The sequence below is a fragment of the Saccharothrix sp. DSM 118769 genome, from assembly GCF_052936295.1.
On the sequence record NZ_CP193627.1, the window covers coordinates 3,217,752 to 3,234,955 of the forward strand.

The window sequence follows — 17,204 nt, forward strand, 5'->3', positions numbered from 1 at the left end:
GCCGCCGGCCTGTGCCCGCATCCCGCATCCCGCCGGCATCCCTCGTGCTCCGCGTGGGCTCGACGGGCGTGGTTGAAGTCGTCGGCAGGCGCGAGGCCCGTGGGTCGTACCGCGCCGTCGGGTTCCGCCGTCGCGGCGTCGCTCCTCGGCGGCTGCATCCGGACGCCTGAGTGATCATGCGTCCGAATGACGGTTCCTAATCTTCTCCGAGCCGCTAGGTTCGAAATAGTGATCGGCGGGGCTGTGAATGTGCAGCCTGACTGGTCCCTGTATTCGCCATCGGGGGGAAATTTCCATGTCATCGCGACTGGGTTCCAGTGCGCACGATTGGTGTGCGGATGAAGCGGGGAAAATTGCCGCGTTGCTCGACGCGAAGGATCGGCGAACCGGGGCGGTGGTCTTCGGAGCGGGCTTCGGCCCGTCCGGTCTGCCGCACGTCGGAACGGTGGCCGAAGTCGTCAGGACGTCCTTTGTCCGGCAATCGTTCGAGGAGTTCTCCGGCCGTGCCACGCGGATCGTCGTGGTCGCCGACGACATGGACGCGCTCCGCAGGATTCCGGATAATTTACCAGCTCAGGGTATGCTCGGCAAGTACGTGGGGCTGCCGCTGCACCGTGTTCCGGATCCCTTCGGCGACGCGAGCAGCCTCGCCGAGAACATGATCGGGAGGTTGCGCCGGATGCTCGACCTGGTGGAGGTCGACTGCGAGCTGGTGCGCAGTTCCGACCTCTACCACGGGGGTGCGCACGATTCGACGGTTCGCACCTTCTTGGCCGACTTCGAAGGAATCAACACGCTCATCGGGCGTTCGGTGGGGGCCTTGCGCCGGAAGTCCTACAGTTTCGTGATGCCATTATCGCCGTTCACGGGACGGGTCATCGAGCACATCCGGGTGGTCGACGTCGACGCGAAAGCGGGCACCATCGCCTACGAAATCCCGGAGGACGTGGTGGTACAGCGTCCGGGAGTGGCCCATGGTCTCGAACCGCGCGAGTACTACCCGGACGAGCCGATCGGCGAGCGCGTGACCGTGTCCGCGCTCGGCGGCGGGTGCAAGTTCCAGTGGAAGGCCGACTGGGCGCTGCGCTCGCTCAGCGGCGACATCGCCTACGAGATGCACGGGCAGGACCTGGCGGGCTCGGCCCACGTCCTCCGGCAGATCTTCGACCGGCTGCACCGCACACCGCCGGTCCTCTACGAGTACGGCCTGTTCGTCGATGAGCGCGGCCGCAAGATCTCCAAGAGCGTCGGCAACGGGTTCCCGCTCTCGGAGGCCCTCGACTGCCTCACGCCGGACGCCCTGCGGCTGCTGCTGTACCGCAAGCCCCGCCGGCCCCGCCGGATCGACCTCCCGTCGGTACCGCGCATCAACGACGCGGTGCGCCACGAGGTGCGGCAGGGCGAACGCGGTGGTGCGGGGGCGCGGTTGCGCCTGCGCAGGATCGGTGTGACGACGCCACCCGGAGGACCGGGGTTCGGCACGCTGGTGCGGGTCCTGGCGGCCTGTGCGCCACTGGACCTGGACGGCGCGACGGCGTTCGTCGAGCGGACGTTCCCCTCGGCACGCCGTCCGGCTCCGGAACTCGTGGCGCGGGCGTGGCGCTACCACCTGCGCACCCGTCCCGAGCCCGAGCCGGTCGTCCCCGACGCCGAGACGGCGGCGGTGCTGCGCAGGCTGGCGGACGCGTTGGCCGCCGCACCGCACGCCGATCCCGGGCGGCTCCTGCGCGACGCGCTCGGAGGCCACGCCCCCTCCTACCGCTCGCTGTACTCGGTGTTGCTCGGCAGGCCGCGCGGGCCGAAGCTGGCCACGTGGTTGACGATCGCCGGCGCCGAGCGTTCGCTCGCACTGGTGCGGGACGTGCTGTCCCGCGGCGCACAGGCCCGCGAGCGGCCGGTGAGCAGCGGGCTCACCCCGATCGACTTCGTCGAAGTGCGGGAGCGCGCCAGGCTGTTCGCCGCGCTCCTGAGGGAACGCACCGCCGCGATCGTGCGCGGCCTGTCCGGCTACCAGTGCGCGAACGTGGCGCTCGACGAGATCGAGCGGTCCGTCGACCTGCTGGACAACCTGCACCTCAACCGCGACTACTTCCGCGCGAAGGTGGGCGCGGTGACCACGTTCCTGCCGCTGAACCAGCCGCTGTACGCCACGGTGTGCTTCGGGGTCGTCCCGTCCCTCATGGCCGAGGACACCGCGCTCCGCCCGCCGACGGTCATGCACCCGCACTACCGGGTGCTGGCCGACGTGCTGGACCTCACGACGCACTTCCCCGAGCTGCACGTGTCGTACGACGGCAAGGAGGAGTTCGTCGCGCAGCGGGCGCACCGCACGGACGCGGTGGTGTTCACCGGCACACCGGAGAACGCCGGCAAGGTCCGCAAGTCGTTCCCGCGGCGAACCCTGTTCATCCTCAACGGTTCCGGTCACAACCCGCTTGTGGTGACCGAGACCGCGGACGTGGACCTCGCGGTCACCTGCGCACTGCGGGTCGTGCTGTACAACCAGGGACAGGACTGCGCCGGGCCGAACGCCCTCCTGGTCCACCGCGACCGCCTGGCGGAGTTCCGCGAGACCCTGCTGGCGCGGCTGCGTGCAGTCGAGCACCGCATCGGGCCCTACGCCGACCCGGACAACCTGGTGGGCCCGAACACCGATCCGGACCACGCCGTGAAAATGGTCCGGAGGTTCCGCGACGACCGCCGCCACTGGGTCCACGGTGGCGAGGTCAACCCCGTCAGCGGGTTGATCAGGCCCGCCGTGTTCGAGAAGGACCTGACGCTGGGCGGCAACTTCAACGAGTTCTTCGCCCCGGTGTTCTTCCTGCAGCCCTACGACGGGGACGCCGACCTCGCGCGGTACTTCGAGGACCGGCATTACGCGGCCAACGCCATGTACATCTCGGTGTTCGGCGACAGCCCGTACGTGAAGTCGCTGCTCGACACGCCCCTGCACGACGCGGACTCGATCCTGTGGGACACGGACCTGCACCTGACCGAGCGGGGCCACCTCCCGTACGGCGGACGCGGCCCGGCCGCGTCCTGCCTGTACGTGGACGGTGTCCGGCTGCCGGGCGCGACCTTGCCGCAACGCGACATCTACCTGCACCTGGTCGCACCGCGGAGCGGCCCGTGCTGAGCAGGCGCCGGGAACCCGTCGCCGCGATCTGCACCGTCGCCGTGGTCGGCCTGGTCACCGGCCTCACCGTCCCGCTGATCTCGTTGCGGCTGAGCGCGGGCGGCGCGTCGGCGGCGTTGATCGGCACGGCCGCGGCGCTGCCCGCGGTGGGCATCCTCGCCGCGGTGCTCTGCCTCGGACCGCTGACGTGGCGGTGGCGGGTCAAGCCGCTGCTGCTCGTGGGGATGTCGGGGTCAGGGGTGAGCACCGGGCTGCTCGCGGTGACCGACAGCGTCCCGGCGTGGCTGGTGCTCCGGTTCGCCGTGGGCGTGTTCGCCGGGTTGCTGCTGGTGCTGGGGGAGACCTGGATCAACGCCATCACGGCGGAGGCCACGCGCGGCCGTTGGATCGCCGTCTACACGTCGGTCTTCACGCTGTGCCAGGTATCCGGTCCCGGTCTGCTGGCCCTGTTCGGCTCGGCCGCGCAGTGGTCGCTGCTCGTCGCCGTGCTGACCCACGTGCCGGGGGTCCTCCTGCTGGCCGCCAGTTCGTGCGGGGTCGACTCGTTCCGCGCGGGCAGCCCGAGCCGGATCGTGGTGTTCGCGCGGTCGGCGCCGACGATCGCCCTGGCGGTGCTGATGTTCTCGTTCTTCGACAGCGCGGTGCTGGCCCTGCTGCCGCTGTACGGCATGGCCTACGGCCACACGGAGGCGATCGCCGTGCTCATGGTGGGCACGGTCTTCGCCGGGGACGCCCTGCTCCAGGTGCCGCTGGGCTGGTGGTCGGACCGCGTGGACCGCCGACTGCTCCACGTGGGCTGCGGCGTGGCGGTGTTGCTGCCGGCGCTGTGCATGCCGCTGCTGCTGGGCGTGCCTCACGCGGTGTGGCCCGCCCTGGTGGTGCTGGGCGGCGCGGCGGGCGGCGTGTACACGCTGGGGCTGGTGCGCATCGGCCGGGACTTCACCGCGGACGACCTGATCGACGCGAACGCGGGCGCCACCGTGCTGTGGGCGCTGGGCAGCCTCGTCGGCCCGACGGTGGGCAGCGCCGCGATGAACCTGCTGCCGCCGGACGGCCTGATGCTCGCGCTGGCGGTCGTCACAGCGCTGTTCCTCGCCGTCGCCGTCGCCGACCTCCGGGTACGGGAGCCGCTTCCCCGCTAGACGACCGCGCGCCGCGCCGCGTGCGCCGCGGCGGCGGCACCGAACCCCCTGAACAACGCCACCGACACGTCGTCCGTCGTCGCGTACCACTCGGGGTGCCACTGCACGGCCAGGCCGAACGCCGGACCGCCGGTGGAGACCGCCTCGACCACGCCGTCCGGCGCGACCGCTTCGACCCGGAGGCCGGGGGCGAGCCGGTCGACAGCTTGGTGGTGAAGTGAGTTCACGTCGACGCTCGGTGTGTCGAGCATCCCGCGCAGCACACCGCCCGCGGCCAGCGTCACCGGGTGCGCGGGCAGGTACTGGTCGTTCCTGGGCAGCAAGGGGTCCTCGGCATGCCCGTCGACGTCGCGCAGGGTGCCGCCCAGCGCGACGTTCAGCTCCTGGAGGCCCCGGCATACGCCGAGCACCGGCACCCCCGCCCGCAATGCGGCGGGGATGAGGTTCAGCGCCAGTTCGTCCCGGTGGGGGTCCACCCGCCCCCGTTCGGGTCCGCCGCCGTACCAGCGCGGCAGCACGTCGCTCTGGTGCCCGCCGAACACCACGCCGTCGAACCGGTCCACCACGTGTGCCAGCGCCGGTGCCGGTCCGCCGACGACCACGACCGCGCAGCCGGACACCTGCTCCAACGCCCGGACGTACACCTCGCGCACCGCCACGTGCGGCACGCCGTCCACCCTCTCCGAGGCTGCCGCGAGGGCGACCAACGGCCGGTCCGTCACCCGGCCACCGCCAGCGCGCCCGCGAGGTCGGCGATGAGGTCGTCCACGTGCTCCAGGCCGATGGACAACCGGATCGACCCGGGTGACACGCCGGCGGCGAGCCGGTCGTTCGCGGGCAGCTGCGCGTGCGTCGTGGACGCCGGATGAGTGGCCATCGAACGCACGTCGCCGATGTTGGTCACGTGCGAGATCATCCGCAACGCCTCGATGAACCGCGTGCCCGCGATCAGCCCGCCCGCCAGCTCGAACTGCACCAGCGGGCCACCGTTGCCGCCGGTGTAGCGCCGCAGCCGCGCCACTTCCCCGTCGTCGCCGAGACAGGGGTGGCGCACGGACACCACCGACGGCTGGTCGACGAGGTAGCGCGCGACCACCTCGGCGTTCTCGCCGTGCGCCCGCATCCTCAGCGGCAGGGTCTCGATGCCCTGGATGAGCAGGAACGCGTTGAACGGGCTGAGACACGGTCCGAGGTCGCGCAGCAGCGTCTCGCGGGCCTTGAGCAGGAACGGGCTGCGCCCGAGCGAGCTGCCCAGGCCGGCGCCGGCCTCGGTCCACACCACGTCGCCGTGCGCGGGGTCCGGCGCGGTGAGCAGCGGGTGCCGCCGTGCGTGCCGTGCCCAGTCGAACCGGTTGGAGTCGACGATCAGGCCGCCCAGCGCGCTGCCGTGACCGCCGATGTACTTCGTCGCCGAGTACACCAGGATGTGCGCGCCGAGCTCGAGCGGGCGGCACACCAGCGGCAGCATGGTGTTGTCCAGGACCAGCGGCAGGCCGACCTCCTCGGCGATGCCGGCCACCTCCTCCACCGGGAACAGCCGCAGCTTCGGGTTGGGCAGGGTCTCGCCGAAGTAGCAGCGGGTCCGCGAGTCGGTGGCGTCGGCGAAGTTGCGGGGCTCGTCCGGGCTCACGAACCGGGTCTCGATGCCGAACCTGGCGAAGGTGTTGGCCAGGAGGTTCCAGGTGCCGCCGTACAGCTCGTTGGAGCTGACCAGGTTGTCGCCCGCCTGGCACATGTTGAGCAACGCCAGGGTGATCGCAGCTTGACCGGAGGAGACGGCGAGGGCCGCCGGGGCGTTGTCCACGGCGGCCATCCTGGCCTCCAGCACGTCGCACGTCGGGTTGTTCAACCGCGTGTAAGCGTGGCCGTCCACGCGCAGGTCGAAGATGTCCGCCGCCGTGCCCACGTCGGGCAGCTCGTACGCCGCGGTCTGGAAGATGGGCGTCACCACCGGGTCGGTGAGGCCCATGCGCAGCTCGGCGCCGCCGTGCACGACACCCGACTCCACCCGCCGGTAGACCTTGCCGGCCGCACCCGGCCGCTCAGGCAGCGACATGCGGCTGCTCCGCCTCGTGCGTCATCGACTCGACGATGGCGCCGATCGCGCTCTGCTGCCCCTCGGGTCCCCTGGTGAACAGGCCGCCCAACTGCCGGTCCACCGCCGCGTAGTCCGGGTCGGCCAGCCGTACCCGCCGTGCCTCGGCCAGGCGCCAGAACGGCGTTCGCGGGTCGAGGTGGTGTTCGAGGTGGTAGTTGTCGTTGTGGATGCCGGTGAGGAACTTCTCCCACGTGCGGCTTTTGCGGTTGCGGGTCATGTAGAGGTCCACGTTGGAGTCACGCACCAGCGGTGTGTGCTCGGACAGCTCGATGTACCAACCCAGGATCTGGAAGCTGGTGAGGTAGGGGACCACCCAGAACAACAGCAGCTCGAACCCCCAGCCCTGCGTCGCGCACACCGACACGACGGAGGTCCAGAAAACCCAGAAGCCGACCCGGTCGAGCACCCGCTTGCGCCGGGGAACCGGGGTCCGCGGCACGTCGGCGGCCCGCAGGTGGCCCTGCTTGAGCAGCCGGTACCGGTTGCGCACGAGGTACTTCAGGTAGGCCCACGTCTGTGTCCCGAACAAGGGCATGACGACCGTGCGGAGCACGTACGCGCGTGGCGAGGACATCTCGTAGGCCCGCTGCTCGATGAAGAACCTCAGGTCCGGGTCGCCCTCGGGATTGCCGAGCTTGGGGTGGTGCGTGAACACGTGCGAGATCTTGTACGCGTAGTGCTGCTGGAAGATCGGGTACGCCGTGAGCACCGTGCCGACGAACATCTGCACCTTGCGGTTCGAGGCGCCGATGCCATGCGCGCAGTCGTGCAGGATGGTCGACAGCCCGCGCTGGCGTGCGCCGATCACGAGCACCGCCAAGGGGTAGAACCAGTAGGAGACGCCGAGGCACAGCCAAGCGCAGAAGACCATCCAGGCGACGTCTTCCAGCCACGCCAGCGCGGCGTGCCAGTTGTCGCTGCGGTTGAGCTTCTTGATGCCGCGCTCGACCTCCTCCGGGAAGCGGTGCATCCGGTAGCGCTTCCCGTCGAACGCCCAGGTGTACTCGTCGGACATCGGCGACTCCTTCCGGGGGCGTTTCGGCGTGGTCCGGGTTTCAGCGGCCGCGGGTGCCGAAGCAGTGGGTGGGCAGTGGTGGGAAGCCGTTGAAACCGACGGACGCGTACGGCGTCGTGTAGGCGCCGGTCGCGAGGATGTCGACGTGGTCGCCCGGCCTCAGGTCGACCGGGAGCCACACCGGTGTGCGCTCGTACAGGATGTCGGTGCTGTCGCAGGTCGGCCCCGCGAGCACGACGGGAGCCCTCTCGTCGGCGAACCGGCCGTCGGCGCGGACCGCGACCACGGGGAAGGCGATGGCCTCGTCATCGGTCTCGATCAGGCCGTTGTACCGGCCCACGTCGAGGTAGACCCAGCGCAAGCCGTCCTCCCGCTCGGTGACCAGCACGACCTCGGAGCGGATCATCCCGGCGTCGCCGGGCAGGTACCGGCCCGGTTCGACGATCAGGGCCGGCCGGGTCGCGAAGGACTCGGAGACGGCCCGGTCGATCGCCGCGAAGTAGGTCTCCAGCGGCGGCACGGTGCCCTCGTAGCGGACCGGTAGCCCACCACCGAGGTTGAGCAGGTCCAGCTCGATCCCCTCGGTGGCCAATTTGGCGGAGACGCGCGCAGCGGCGGCGACACCCGTCGCCCAGCTGTCCGGCTCGCGCTGCTGGGACCCGACGTGGAACGTCGTGCCGCGCGGCGTCAACCCCAGCGCCACCGCGTCGCGCAGCAGCTCGACGGTGTCCTCCTCGGTGCAGCCGAACTTCCGGCTGATCGGCCACTGCGCGCCGGTCGTGCGGACGGTGAAGCGGCAGCAGACCTCGGCGCCGGGCGCGGCTCGCGCGACCTTCTCCAGCTCCGCCGCGGAGTCCACCGAGTAGAGGCGGACGCCGCGCTCGTGGGCGTGGCGGATCGCCGACTCTTTCTTCACCGTGTTGCCGAACGAGATCGACGCCGGGTCGGCGCCTGCGGTCAGGCAGGCGTCGACCTCCCCGACGCTGGCCACGTCGAAGCCGCACCCGAGTCCCACCAGGTGCCGCAGCAGTTCCGGATCGGCGTTGGCCTTCACGGCGTAGTAGACGGAGGCGTCGGGCAGACCCGCCCGCAGTTCCCGGTAGCGGTCGGCGACGACGTCCAAGCTGAGGAGCAGGCACGGCGTCTCCGGCATGATGGCGTCGAACAATTCGCGATGCGCCGCGTAGAACGCATGGTCCACCGGTCGGTCGTCAATCAATGTGGAAGCCTTCCGCTCCGGAAGAACGATGCGCAGACCCGGGTCCCGCTCGGCGTGGGACGGGCCGTCGTGACTGTCGCCATCATGCCGATGTCGCGACCGGGGTGTCAACGAATGCACCCAACTGGCCTCGGCATTTCACTCGGCCTGGAATCCGGCTGCGCCGTGCCAGGTCCGTGTCGGCATTCTTCCGACCGGTTCGATCCACTTCGATCCGGACGGGAACCCTCCGTCGAGTGGCGGTGTTCTCGGTCGAGGTCGGGAAGATTGGGCCGACTTGTGCACCTTCCCCGTGCAGTGCTCGTATTTGCGGCTCTGACCTGCGAACTGCGTCGCCGTGTCCTTGTGCCGTCGATCAACTGGTGTCGACGGCGACCCTACTGCGGCTTCATTGTCAGAAAGAATACTTCGTTCACTTCGTGTGCGTACATTCATCCGTTGGTCGGGGCGATCGATTTCGATCCTCTGCGGATGGGTCGGGGAAGCGGGGGGCAGTTCCAATGAATGCGAGTGGATTGCGTTGAAGTGCGCTCGGTGGCGTCATCGCAACCTGCTGGTTCGATGTTTTGTCGCATTCGAACGGGGTGTGGTGAATTTCAAGGATCGAGTCCGTGAGGTACCGGTCGGTCAAAGGGGCGGCGCGCCCTCGCTCGGCCGGACGACCGCGGTGGAGATCTCCTGCTCGCCGACTGTCGTGATCCGCCGTGCTCGTCAGTCCTCCTCCACCGACATGACCAGTCAGTCGCCGCACCCCTCCCTTCCGGCACGACGTCGACCTCGGCCGGCTGTCCGGGGACGAGGTCGGCCGGGGCGTGACCGGTGCCGTCGGCACGCCCTTCGGCGCGTAGTCGTAGTTGCCGAAGTCGACGACGGTGGTGCCGCCGATCAGTGTGCGAGGGCGGTGAGGGGAGCCGTTCCAGGCGGACAGAACGAACAGACCGTGCCAGGGGACGACCTCCTGCGGTTTGTTCGGGTCGGAGGGGGCGGCGCGCAGGGCGATGTCGGCGTCGTCGCGCAGATACTCGTCGAGCCGCACCAGCTAGGAGCTGTTTGGGGTTCGGATCTACCGGTCCTGTGGTGCGCTGGTAGAACACGGGTGTGGCGCGTTTTGATCTGACCGATGCCGAGTGGGCGTTGATCGAGCCGCATGTGCCGGTGGCGGCTACGGGGCCGTTGCCGCGTCGGGTGCGGGATCGGTTCGACGGGATCCTGTGGCGGTTCCGCACCGGGTCGGGCTGGCGTGACGTGCCCGAGCGGTACGGGCCCTGGTCGACCGTCTACTCCCGGTTCAACGCCTGGGCCGGGGCGGGGGTGTTCCAGAGGTTGATGGAGGCGCTGATCGCCGAGGCCGCCTCCCGTGGGCAGGTCGGGTTGGAACTGGTGAGCGTGGACTCCACCATCGTGCGGGCGCATCACGAATCGGCGGGGTTGGCGGTCGCGGGGGAGACCCTCGACGCGCTGGAACAGGCGCTGACCGAGGAAAAAGGGGCTCCGTTGCCCACCCGACAGAGCGTGCTGCGGGTAGTGCGTCGCGGTCCGCGCCGGAGGCGGCCGGCGCGGGCATGTCTGCCGGTCGGGACCGTGCCGCCCGCGGGCGGCGTCGCAAGGCGCGGGCTGCGGCGGCCGGGCTCGGCCGGTCCCGGGGCGGGCTGAGCAGCAAGGTCCACGCCGCGGTGGACGCCGCCGGGCTGCCGTTGGCGTTCGTGCTCACACCCGGCCAGGCCGCGGACAGCCCGCGGTTCCGGACCGTGCTGGACCGGGTCCGGGTTCCCGGCCCGGTCGGCCGGCCCCGCACCCGCCCGGACGCGGTGGCCGCGGACAAGGCGTACTCCTCCAGGGCCAACCGGGCCTACCTGCGCCGCCGCCGGATCACCGCCGTGATCCCGGAGAAGACCGACCAGCAGGCCAACCACAGGAACAAGGGCTCGGCCGGAGGGCGGCCGGTCTCGTTCGATCCCGCGCGCTACCGGCGGCGCAACACCGTCGAACGCTGCTTCCAGAAGATCAAGACATGGCGCGGCCTGGCCACCCGCTACGACAAGACACCACAAAGCTATGAGGCCGGACTACATCTACGAGGAGCGATCATGTGGCTGAAGACCCTGACCCCAACCACATGATCCGAACCTCAAACAGCTCCTAGTCCGGTGGCGGCAGTGGGCATTCGGTGACCGGCACGTGCTCGCCGATACTGAGGCGCAGCGCGGTCCCTTCCGGGGCCGGGGCGCCCGTCGCCCTGCACCTGCTGCGGCGCGAACTGGGCGCTGACCTCGCCGTCCGGGTGGAGAACCTGATCGACTGCGAACGCAGGGGCACCGTCTGGCAGCGTTGAGGCGCGCCCCGGTCCGGCGCGACGTCGTCTTCTGCGCCGCCCCGGTCGGGGTTACCGTGGGTGTCACGTCGTCGGCCGCGGGCCGCGTCGCGGGAGACGCTTCAGAAGCGGGGTTGATGCGTGATGGAACGACGCATGTCGGTCGCGACGCACTGGGGCAGCTTCGTCGCGGTGGTCGACTCCGGCCGGTTGGTGCGGATCGAGCCGAGGCACGACGACCCCGCGCCCTCGCCCATCGGTCCCGGGATGGTGACGGCCGCCGACGACGCCGCTCGCGTGCTGCGCCCCGCGGTGCGCAGGGGTTGGTTGAACGGCGAGCCGCGCGCCGGGGGCACGGCCAGGGGCGCGGACTCCTTCGTGGAGGTGAGCTGGGACCACGCGATCACGCTGGTGAGCGACGAACTGCGCCGGGTCCGCTCGCAGCACGGGGACAGCGCGGTGTTCGGCGGCTCCTACGGCTGGGCGAGCGCGGGCAGGTTCCACCAGGCGCAGGGGCAGCTCCAGCGGTTCCTGGCGCTGGGCGGGGGGTACACCGACTCCCGCAACACCTACAGCACCGCGGCCCTGGAGGTGATCCTGCCGCACGTGATCGGCGGCCACCCGTGGAGCTACCAGAGCCGGATGCCGATGTGGGACGAGATAGCCGAGAACTGCGAACTGGTGGTGGCGTTCGGGGGACTGGCGCTCAAGAACAGCCAGATCAACCCCGGCGGGTTGGCCAGGCACCGGACGCGGGACCTGCAACGCCGGTGCCGAGAGGCCGGGGTGCGGTTCGTGAACATCAGCCCCATCCGCAGCGACACCGCCGGGTTCCTCGACGCCGAGTGGCTGCCCGTCACCCCCAACACCGACACCGCCGCGATGCTCGGCATCGCGCACACGATGCTGGTCAACGGGTGGCACGACGAGGACTTCCTCCGCCGGTGCTGCGTCGGGTTCGACCGCTTCGCCGCCTACTTGACGGGCGAGGTCGACGGCGTGCCGAAGGACGCCGCGTGGGCCGCGGGGATCACGGGCATCGGCCGTGACGCGATCACCGACCTGGCCCGCCGCCTCACCACCCACCGGTCCCTCGTCATGGTCAACTACGCGGTGCAGCGGGCGGACCACGGCGAACAGCCGATCTGGATGTCCGTCGTGCTGGCGGCCATGGCGGGTTCGATGGGCCGGCCCGGGGGCGGCTGGGGCGCGGGCTACGCGACGATGGACGCGACCGGCGTCGCCAGGGACCGCGCTTTCGTGGCGGGGGTGCCGGGCGTGCCCAACCCGGTCCCGGACTTCATCCCGGTCGCGAGGATCGCCGACGCCCTGCTGCACCCGGGTGAGGTCGTCGACTACGACGGCCGGCGCCTCACGCTGCCCGAACTCCGCCTGGTCTACTGGTGCGGGGGCAACCCGTTCCACCACCACCAGGACCTCCACCGGCTGACCCGCGCCTGGCAGGCCCCCGACACGGTGGTGGTCCACGAGGCGTGGTGGAACACGACGGCCAAGTTCGCGGACATCGTCCTGCCCGTCGCCACCACCCTGGAGCGCGACGACTTCGCCGCCGGGTTCTCCGACCCCCACCTCGTCGCGATGCCGAAGGTCCGCGAGCCGGCGGGCGAGTCGCGCACCGACCACCGGATCTTCGCCGACCTGGCCGCCCGGCTCGGGTTCGAGCGGGAGTTCACGGAGTCGCGTTCGGAGATCGAGTGGGTCCGGCACCTCTACGAGCAGACGAGGGCCACCCTCGGCGACGAGGCCGACCTGCCGGCCTTCGACGACTTCTGGCGGAACTCCACCGCCGAGCTGCCGGCGCCGACCGGCCCGTTCCCCGGCAGTTTCGAGGACCTCCGCGCGGACCCGCGGCGCTTCCCCCTGTCGACGCCGTCCGGCCGGATCGAGATCTTCTCCGAGGAGATCGACTCGTTCGGCTACGACGACTGCGCCGGGCACCCGACGTGGTTCGAACCGGTCGAGTGGCTCCGCGCCGACCTGTCGGACCGGTTCCCGCTGCACCTGATCTCCAACCAGCCCGCCTCGCGCCTGCACAGCCAGTACGACAACGGCGGCCACAGCCTCGGCTCGAAGATCCGCGGTCGCGAGCCGGTGACGCTCAACCCGGCGGACGCCGCGGCGCGCGGCATCGAGGACGGCATGGTCGTGCGCGTCCACAACGACCGGGGCGGCTGCCTGGCGGGCGCGGTCCTGTCGGACGACGTCATGCCGGGCGTCGTGCAGCTGTCCACGGGAGCGTGGTGGGACCCGGTCGAGCCGGGTTCGAGCGGAACGCTGGACCGCCACGGCAACCCGAACGTCCTCACCGCGGACCGGCCGTGCTCGCGCCTGTCCCAGGGGCCGAGCGCCCACAGCGCGCTGGTCGACGTCGAGCCCCATGACGGCCCCCTGCCCGACGTGCTCGCCTTCACGCCACCGCACCTCGTGCCACCCGGGTGATTCCACCACTCGAACGGGTGATCCGGTCTGCTCGGCGGTCGCGCCGCGTGGACACCGTCGTCATGATCTGGCTACGTTGCGCGGTCATGACCGGAGTTCGGGATCTCAAGTACCGCCAGTGGTTCAGGGGCGCGGACGTCGACGGCGACGGGGTCATCACCCGCGAGGACGTCCGCCTGATGGGCGAGCGCTACATCGCGGCCCGCGGCGCCGCGCCGGGGGCGGCGACCGCCCGCCGGCTGACCGAGGGCCTGGACGCGTTCTGGGCCGGTGTGATCGAGCCGATGGACCGCGACGGTGACGGGAAGGTCGACCTGCGGGAGATGACCGAGGGGTTCCGGCTGGCGCTGGCCGACCGCTCCCTGTACCCGCAGCAGGTCGGGCCGGTGGCCGACTGCTACTTCGACCTGATCGACCTCGACGGGGACGACCGGGTCGACCAGGCGGAGTTCGGCGAGATCTTCGGCCTCGCGGGCAACGTGTCCCCCGAGGACTGCGCCGCGGTCTTCACCGCGCTGGACTCGGACGGCTCGGGCGGACTGGACCGCGCCGAGTTCCACCGGGCCCTCGCGGAGTTCTTCTACGGCGACGACCGGGACGCCCCCGCCACGCACCTGTTCGGCAGGATCGCCGGCTGACCGGCCGTCGGCATCACCGCCGCAACGCCTCCGCTCGCCCGTCGACGCACCTGGTGGCGACCACGGCCGCCGCGGCGACGAGCTGCCAGGCGGTGATCGCGTAGACGGAACCGCGTTCCCACGTGGCGTCGTCGAACAGCACAGCCGCCCCGGAGGCGGTGTTGACGCCGAGCCCGAGCAGCGAGGCGATGCCGACGGCGCCGAACGCGAAGCCGGCGTTGCGGGCGGAGCGGGCCGTGCCGCGGCGGTGGAGCAGGAAGGCCGCGGCGACGGTCGCCAGGTTGCCGCCGAGGATCGCCATCACCGCGCCCACCGGGTGCAGGACGGCGGCGGCGCCCGCCGCCTGCTGACCGCTGTGGAAGGTGGCGACCAGGCCGTTGCCGACCGCGTGCGCGACCGCAAGCGCGACGAAGGCCGAACGCCCCCGGCCGGCGGGCAGGGCCCGGGCCGCGAACACCGCGCCGAGCAGGAAGAACAGGCCCTGGTGCAGGAAACCGAGGTTCATGACCTCCGCCAGCGGCGAGTCGACGAGCCGCTCGTCGAGGGGGTCCGCCCGCACGGCGCCGAGGTCGCTGATGTAGTCGTGCGCGTAGCTGTAGCCCGGGAAGGCGGACGCCGCGACGGCCTCCGACACCAGGTACCAGACCGCTCCCGACGCCCACAGCACCGCCGTGGCGACCAGGGGTTCCCGCCGCACCCCGCCCGCTCGCTCCACCGTCGCCCCCCGACCGCACCGGTCACCCGGCCGGTGCCCTCGCGGTGATCCTGCCCGCTGCCGACCACCCCGGCACGCCGGCCGCCCGTGCGCAGCCGGCCGTCCGTGCGCAGCCGGTCGCACCGTTCGTGGCGGCGGAGCGTTCCCCGTCCGGCGCGCAGTCGCGGACCGGGGGCGAAGGTCGGTGGGAGGCCCGCCGGTCCAGCGGATACCCGATTGCGCCACGCACCCGCGCGGGGCGACCATGGGTGCCGTGACGCGCCCTCGGCAGACCATCGACCGCGGGGACTTCGCCCTGCGGCGGTGGCGGGCGGGCGGTGACTTCGAGGCGTTGTCCCGGATGGTCGAGGAGTCGCTCGACCACCTCGGGCCGTGGATGCCGTGGGTCGCCCGCCACAGCCCGGACGCCACCCGCGCGTTCCTCGCCGGCTGCGACCCGAAGTGGCGGAGCGGCGACGCCTACGACTACGCGATCACCACGGGCAGCGGGCTCGTCGGCAGTCGTTCGACGTACCGGGCGGGTGATCCCCGCGGTCTGGTCACGGGCTACTGGCTGCACCCCGCCGCCACGGGCCGTGGCACCGCGACCCGGGCGGCGGCTGCCATGGCGGCTGAGGCGTTCACCCCGCCGGACGTGGACCACGTGGAGATCGTGCACGACCTGGCCGACACCGCCAGCGGCGCCGTACCCCGACGACCGGGCTCCACCGAGGTGCGACGCGAACGAGCGGCCCCGCCCGCGACCCCGTCGGGAAGCGGCACCGACGTGGTCCGGCGGCCGACCCGAACCCCGGCGACCCGGCTCCGCCGGGCGGGGTGAGGACCACGATCCATGCGCATCACCCAGGAAACCGTCGTCGACGGCGTTCGCGAACAGTTCTTCGCCATCGGCGACGTCCCCGGCGTGCTCTGGACGCCCGCCGAGGGCTCCGGGCCGCGTCCGCTGGTCCTGATCGGGCACGGCGGCGGCGGGCACAAGAAGGGGTGGGAGGTCGTCTCCCGCGCCTTCCCCTACGTCACCTCGTGCGGCTTCGCGGTCGCCGCCATCGACGCGCCGGGTGCCGGGGACAGGCCCGCGCACCCGGAGGTCCGGCGGCTCGTCGCGGTCATCCGGGAACGGGAGGCGGCGGGCGAGCCCCCCGGCCCGGCGTGGCCCGCCCTCAACGACACGGTGGCGGCGGAACTCGTACCCGACTGGCGGACCACCCTGGACGCGCTCCGGGAACTGGACTCCGTCGGCGACAGCCGGCCCGTCGGGTACTACGGCCTGTCCCAGGGCGGTGAGATGGGCGTGCGCCTCGTCGCGGCCGAACCCCGGATCACGGCCGCGGTCCTCGGCCTCGTCGGGAGCGACCGGCTCACCGACACCGCGGCGCGGATCACGATCCCGGTCGAGTTCGTGATGCAGTGGGACGACGAGGGGAACCCGCGGGACTCCGTCCTGACGCTGTTCGACGCGCTCGGCTCCACCGAGAAGACCCTGCACGCCAACCCGGGCGGCCACTTCCGGGTCCCGTCCTTCGAGATCGACAGCTCGGTCCGGTTCTTCGTCCGGCACCTGGGCGGCCCCGGCGAGGCGAGCGGCTCCTGACACCCGCGGCACGGTGATCGCGGCCGCCGGGGTTCCCGTACCCGGGCCCTGAGCACGTCGAACCCGCACCCCCGCGCGTCCGGGTCGAAGCCGTGCTCGACCAGCCGGCGCGACGCCACGAGGCTGCGCAGCGACCACCAGGCGCGGTCCAGGCCGCACCCGGCCTCACGGGCGACTTCCGGGTGGACGAGGCGGGAGCGCGGGTTCACCGTCGACGCCGGGTACCGCGACGTCGGCCGTACCAGGCCGCGCCACCCGCGGCGAGCCCCGACACCCCGCCGTACACCCACGCCCCGCCAGGGGTGTGGATGGCGAGCAGCGCGACCGCGGCGGCGACGACCGCGATCGCGAGCACGGCGCCGCCGAGCGTCCAGCGCAGCAGCAGCAACGCGTTGCGGGTGCGGTGGTCGTCGGACAGCACGTAGCCGAGCAGGCCGTGCGGTGCCGGAGGTTCCGTGCGCCGGGCGGGGGGAGCGGGCATCGTCCTCACCCCGCCGCCGCGTCGTCGGGACCGGTGTCGCGTCGGGCGCTGTGCAGCAGTTCCCCCCACGACGTGACGTCCGGCCTGCGGCGGAGCAGCGCCCGCCGTTCCCGCTCGGTCATCCCGCCCCACACCCCGTACTCGATCCGGTTGTCCAGGGCCTCCGCCAGGCACTCGGTCCGCACCGGGCACCCCATGCAGACGAGCTTGGCCCTGCGCTGCTCGGCGCCGCGCACGAACATGTCCTCCTCGCTCTCGTCACGGCAGGACGCGCGCGTGCGCCACTCCTCCGTCCGGGGCGGCGGGTGCACGACCGCGTCGACGGGCAGCCTGGGACCCCATCCCCCGACCTCCGCGGAAGGGTCCCCGGTCAGGTCGACGGCGACGGCGACCAGGAG

At 71.7% G+C, this 17,204-nt stretch carries 14 protein-coding genes and 1 pseudogene; 7 read left to right on the forward strand and 8 right to left on the reverse strand.

What is annotated here, in order from left to right; translation table 11 throughout:
- Nucleotides 1-295: 295 nt before the first annotated feature.
- Together ACRAKJ_RS14425 and ACRAKJ_RS14430 are read left to right on the forward strand one after the other, a co-directional pair.
- Nucleotides 296-3,136, forward strand: coding sequence for an aldehyde dehydrogenase family protein (locus ACRAKJ_RS14425; RefSeq protein ID WP_438923941.1), 2,841 nt, complete (start codon nucleotides 296-298; stop codon nucleotides 3,134-3,136).
- Nucleotides 3,130-4,278, forward strand: coding sequence for an MFS transporter (locus tag ACRAKJ_RS14430; RefSeq protein ID WP_438923942.1), 1,149 nt, complete (start codon nucleotides 3,130-3,132; stop codon nucleotides 4,276-4,278). Before ACRAKJ_RS14425 ends, ACRAKJ_RS14430 begins: the two co-directional genes overlap by 7 nt.
- Here the strand turns inward: ACRAKJ_RS14430 and ACRAKJ_RS14435 are convergent.
- The 5 genes from ACRAKJ_RS14435 to ACRAKJ_RS14455 form a co-directional block, all read right to left on the reverse strand.
- The gene (locus ACRAKJ_RS14435; RefSeq protein ID WP_438923943.1) at nucleotides 4,275-5,000 is read right to left on the reverse strand and encodes a gamma-glutamyl-gamma-aminobutyrate hydrolase family protein; all 726 of its coding nucleotides are present in this window, start codon (nucleotides 4,998-5,000) and stop codon (nucleotides 4,275-4,277) included. The two genes, ACRAKJ_RS14430 and ACRAKJ_RS14435, sit on opposite strands and share 4 nt — an antisense overlap.
- Complete coding sequence (locus ACRAKJ_RS14440; RefSeq protein WP_438923944.1) at nucleotides 4,997-6,334, reverse strand: PLP-dependent transferase; 1,338 nt, start codon at nucleotides 6,332-6,334, stop codon at nucleotides 4,997-4,999. Before ACRAKJ_RS14440 ends, ACRAKJ_RS14435 begins: the two co-directional genes overlap by 4 nt.
- The gene (locus ACRAKJ_RS14445; RefSeq protein WP_438923945.1) at nucleotides 6,321-7,391 is read right to left on the reverse strand and encodes a fatty acid desaturase; all 1,071 of its coding nucleotides are present in this window, start codon (nucleotides 7,389-7,391) and stop codon (nucleotides 6,321-6,323) included. The genes ACRAKJ_RS14440 and ACRAKJ_RS14445 overlap by 14 nt, the downstream gene beginning before the upstream one ends.
- A gap of 40 nt (nucleotides 7,392-7,431) precedes the next feature.
- Nucleotides 7,432-8,592 (reverse strand): alanine racemase, encoded by a 1,161-nt coding sequence (locus ACRAKJ_RS14450; protein WP_438923946.1) that lies wholly within the window; start codon nucleotides 8,590-8,592, stop codon nucleotides 7,432-7,434.
- 430 nt (nucleotides 8,593-9,022) lie between these two features.
- Nucleotides 9,023-9,646: a hypothetical protein gene (locus ACRAKJ_RS14455; protein ID WP_438923947.1), complete on the reverse strand. Its 624-nt coding sequence runs from the start codon at nucleotides 9,644-9,646 to the stop codon at nucleotides 9,023-9,025.
- 62 nt (nucleotides 9,647-9,708) lie between these two features.
- Here ACRAKJ_RS14455 and ACRAKJ_RS14460 point away from each other — a divergent pair.
- From ACRAKJ_RS14460 to ACRAKJ_RS14470, 3 genes and pseudogenes are all read left to right on the forward strand, one after another.
- Nucleotides 9,709-10,730, forward strand: a pseudogene (locus ACRAKJ_RS14460) (IS5 family transposase).
- Between the two features lie 347 nt (nucleotides 10,731-11,077).
- Nucleotides 11,078-13,381 carry a molybdopterin-dependent oxidoreductase gene (locus ACRAKJ_RS14465; protein WP_438923948.1) on the forward strand — a complete coding sequence of 768 codons (2,304 nt, stop codon included), beginning with the start codon at nucleotides 11,078-11,080 and terminating at the stop codon, nucleotides 13,379-13,381.
- Nucleotides 13,382-13,467: 86 nt separating this feature from the next.
- Entirely contained in the window at nucleotides 13,468-14,019 is a 552-nt protein-coding gene (locus tag ACRAKJ_RS14470) for an EF-hand domain-containing protein (RefSeq protein ID WP_438923949.1), read from the forward strand.
- Between the two features lie 13 nt (nucleotides 14,020-14,032).
- On the opposite strand, the gene ACRAKJ_RS14475 is transcribed toward ACRAKJ_RS14470, so the two are convergent.
- Complete coding sequence (locus tag ACRAKJ_RS14475) at nucleotides 14,033-14,734, reverse strand: DUF998 domain-containing protein (protein ID WP_438923950.1); 702 nt, start codon at nucleotides 14,732-14,734, stop codon at nucleotides 14,033-14,035.
- Between the two features lie 253 nt (nucleotides 14,735-14,987).
- Here ACRAKJ_RS14475 and ACRAKJ_RS14480 point away from each other — a divergent pair, with 253 nt between their 5' ends.
- Both ACRAKJ_RS14480 and ACRAKJ_RS14485 read left to right on the forward strand, forming a co-directional pair.
- Nucleotides 14,988-15,554 (forward strand): GNAT family N-acetyltransferase, encoded by a 567-nt coding sequence (locus ACRAKJ_RS14480; protein WP_438923951.1) that lies wholly within the window; start codon nucleotides 14,988-14,990, stop codon nucleotides 15,552-15,554.
- Between the two features lie 12 nt (nucleotides 15,555-15,566).
- A complete protein-coding gene (locus tag ACRAKJ_RS14485) occupies nucleotides 15,567-16,325 on the forward strand; it encodes a dienelactone hydrolase family protein (RefSeq protein WP_438923952.1) in 759 nt (252 codons plus the stop codon).
- Nucleotides 16,326-16,530: 205 nt separating this feature from the next.
- On the opposite strand, the gene ACRAKJ_RS14490 is transcribed toward ACRAKJ_RS14485, so the two are convergent.
- Together ACRAKJ_RS14490 and ACRAKJ_RS14495 are read right to left on the reverse strand one after the other, a co-directional pair.
- Complete coding sequence (locus tag ACRAKJ_RS14490) at nucleotides 16,531-16,806, reverse strand: hypothetical protein (protein ID WP_438923953.1); 276 nt, start codon at nucleotides 16,804-16,806, stop codon at nucleotides 16,531-16,533.
- 5 nt (nucleotides 16,807-16,811) lie between these two features.
- Nucleotides 16,812-17,117 carry a WhiB family transcriptional regulator gene (locus ACRAKJ_RS14495; RefSeq protein WP_438923964.1) on the reverse strand — a complete coding sequence of 102 codons (306 nt, stop codon included), beginning with the start codon at nucleotides 17,115-17,117 and terminating at the stop codon, nucleotides 16,812-16,814.
- Nucleotides 17,118-17,204: the final 87 nt, after the last annotated feature.